Origin of the sequence: Paraburkholderia phymatum (assembly GCF_040965635.1) — a bacterium.
Classification (GTDB): Bacteria; Pseudomonadota; Gammaproteobacteria; order Burkholderiales; family Burkholderiaceae; genus Paraburkholderia; species Paraburkholderia phymatum_B.
Genome location: NZ_JBFRCH010000084.1, coordinates 1 through 2,630 on the forward strand (window position 1 = coordinate 1; position 2,630 = coordinate 2,630).

Sequence of the window (2,630 nt, forward strand, 5' to 3'; positions counted from 1 at the left end):
GACCTGCGCCTCTCGCGAAAGCGAGTCCAATGTCAATTAGACTATGCCGATCATGTTTTGTTCGTTGTGCTTGAATTTGAGACTCATTCTGTCTGGATCGAGCATAGTTTACAAGGCGGCATAGTTACGGAACTTGCTCTGACGAATCGTGAGCAGGCTGCGTTCGAGGTTGACGTCTTCGCCCCGAAGTGCCAACGCTTCCGAGACACGCAAACCCGTGGCCGCGAGCAGACCGAAGACGGTTTCACAGGTAACTGGCCGCAGGCCACCCGTGGGCGGAAGTTGTCGGGCAGTAACCAATAACGTCTCGATTTCCTCTTCCGAATAGATATGCGGTGTCAACCGTCGGTGTCCTGGTCCACAGAGTCCGGAAGATGCAATTTCGGTGGCAGGATCGAACTGCAGGCGGTACTTGGCAAATGGGCTCAAGATCTTCAACCGACCTGCCCTGGTGGCGGCTGTGGAGCGGCTGGACGAACAGGCCCAACGCAAAGCCAGTTCCACCGTGATCGGACCGCTGTGGCCAATTTGATCGGCGAAGCGTGCAAAGCACATCAGACGCTGTTCCTCACTTTGAAGAGCAAAGCCAAGTCGCCGCCGGCGTTCAAGATAGTCCTCGACCAGAGACACCATCGTCGGGGCGGCCTTCATGTTCGTCTCCCAGGCCAGGGCAATGCAACGGCGTTGAGCCGGGGCAGATCGACTTTGAGATAAATGGTCGTCGTGTTGACGCTGCGGTGGCGTAGTAGATCGGCGATGTCCTTGAGACTCGCCCCTTCCCTGAGTAACCTCGAAGCGACAGAATGGCGGAGCACGTGGGTTCCAGTCCACCGCTCAGCCTGACCGCACCGGGCGTAGGCGCAGCGTACGGCGTTGCGCACGAGGCTCGGCCCTACCGGTTCATCGCGCGGAGCGCGGTGGCGTACAAACAGTGCGCGGCTAGCCGTGCTGGGGCGCCCGAAGCGGAGGTAGTCTGAGATCGCTCGCCCCGTCTCCAAAGGCAACGGCAGAAGTGTTGTGCGCTTTGCCTTCGCTTTGGCAATCCGGAGCGTTCCTTCTCGCCAGTTCAGGTCATCGAGCTGGATAAAAGCCACTTCGCTCGCCCGCAGGCCCAGGTCCACCAGACAGCGAATGATCGCGTAGTCACGTCGGCCGGTTGGACACCTACGATCGAAGGCATTCACAAGCCCCGCCAGTTCAGAATCGGTAAGAGAATCCGGCAACGCCGCGAGACGCCAGTAAGCGACTCTTGGGACTGCGGCAATCAGGGGTTCGGTAGGTTGTCCGTGTATGCGACGGAAACGCAAATAACTCCGCAGACAGTCGCCAATGATTCCTGCTGTCCGGGGTTGGCAGCCCGCAGCGCGATCAGTCACGAATCGACAGATCTCATCTGGCTTGAGGCATTCAAGCGCAATCGCCCCCCAGCCAAATCGGGCAATGAGGAATTCACGGACGTAGCGCAGACGGTAGAGACGCGTTGCCGGTGCAAGCCCCTGCACATCCTGAAGATACGCGTCAAAGAGCTGAAGCTCATCGTGTATGAACCTGGAAACCGGCACTGATCTCGGCGGAATGATGCCCTCCGCACGCAACATGCGAAGCAGATTACGGAGCGCGCGGCGAAGGTTTGCGGGGGTGCGGGGACTTGGCTTGCTGCAGTGGCAGACGGGAAGGTGCTCCGTAAGAAAGCGATGCAGCACCGTCTCGTCGATGTGATTGACAGCGATGCGTCGCGCAGTCAACCACCGTCCGAAGTGGGACGCGCATTGCAGATAGTTCTCTTTAGTAATGCCCGCATATCCGTGACGCCCCAAGTAGTCGGTGAAATTCCCAACGACGGGTCCAAGTGCGCCGTACCGTGCGCGATTGCTCGCGACGACTTCAGAAACGACTTGCGTGATCATGATCGCTCTCCTGAGAGATGGCGATGAAGCCATCTGAGAAGAGCAGTATCTGTTATGCAAGGTCGACCGTTGGTGAGGCACTACCCGGCATCCGGAGGAATTGAGCGTCGCACCTCAGAATGACCGACAAACCGTGCATAATTCCGGGGCGTCCATAAAACGTTGACTCCACAACCACCCCCTGCAACTCCTCGCGGTGGGGTGCCAGTGCGGCGATGACCAGTTGCAGATCGTTCACAAGTCGTTTGCGATACAGCACGTGGTCGTGATCGTCGATGATGGCGACCACCGCGTTGTTCGAATGAAGATCGATGCCGACCATGGCTGCGGTAAGCTCGCCGAGCACGAGTGCGGCTACGGACCGTTTGCGCCTCGTAGCCGAAAACCGCAGGAATAGTCTCCAGGTATCGCGATAGGAGCGCACCGTATGTGCGGAGAGATTGCGCTGCTCCAGCATGTGTGTGTAAAAAAATTCCTGGAGCAATCTGGGCAAAGGATCAATGGGTCTCATTGTCCACTCCTTCGGCGACGTGCAGGCTGTGTGCGCCGAAAGCACGGAAGCGTGCGCCAGCCAGTTGCAGCAGTTCATCGGTGACGGTCAAATAGGCGAGAGTCGAGTTAATGTCCTTGTGGCCGAGATACGTGGCAAGATAAGGAAGGCGAGCCTGAGGGTTGATCCCCTCGCGGTACCACTCAAGCATTCGATTTGCGACGAATGTGTGC

At 58.1% G+C, this 2,630-nt stretch carries 3 protein-coding genes and 1 pseudogene; all 4 read right to left on the minus strand.

Annotated elements, in window-relative coordinates; all coding sequences use genetic code 11:
• Positions 1 to 108 precede the first annotated feature (108 nt).
• A complete protein-coding gene (locus AB4Y32_RS40190; protein WP_368726544.1) occupies positions 109 to 651 on the minus strand; it encodes a tyrosine-type recombinase/integrase in 543 nt (180 codons plus the stop codon).
• Positions 648 to 1,907, minus strand: a complete 1,260-nt coding sequence (locus tag AB4Y32_RS40195; RefSeq protein WP_368726545.1) for a site-specific integrase — start codon at positions 1,905 to 1,907, stop codon at positions 648 to 650. Before AB4Y32_RS40195 ends, AB4Y32_RS40190 begins: the two co-directional genes overlap by 4 nt.
• Before the next feature lie 52 nt (positions 1,908 to 1,959).
• Positions 1,960 to 2,418 carry a site-specific integrase gene (locus AB4Y32_RS40200; protein WP_368726546.1) on the minus strand — a complete coding sequence of 153 codons (459 nt, stop codon included), beginning with the start codon at positions 2,416 to 2,418 and terminating at the stop codon, positions 1,960 to 1,962.
• Positions 2,405 to 2,630: pseudogene (locus AB4Y32_RS40205) on the minus strand (tyrosine-type recombinase/integrase); the annotation flags it as partial. The gene AB4Y32_RS40200 and the pseudogene AB4Y32_RS40205, both read right to left, overlap by 14 nt.

Bases quoted from the DNA above. Each gene is read 5' to 3' on its own strand.
- AB4Y32_RS40195 (WP_368726545.1), bottom strand. From the start codon at position 1,907: ATGATCACGCAAGTCGTTTCTGAAGTCGTCGCGAGCAATCGCGCACGG.
- AB4Y32_RS40190 (WP_368726544.1), bottom strand. From the start codon at position 651: ATGAAGGCCGCCCCGACGATGGTGTCTCTGGTCGAGGACTATCTTGAA.
- AB4Y32_RS40200 (WP_368726546.1), bottom strand. From the start codon at position 2,418: ATGAGACCCATTGATCCTTTGCCCAGATTGCTCCAGGAATTTTTTTAC.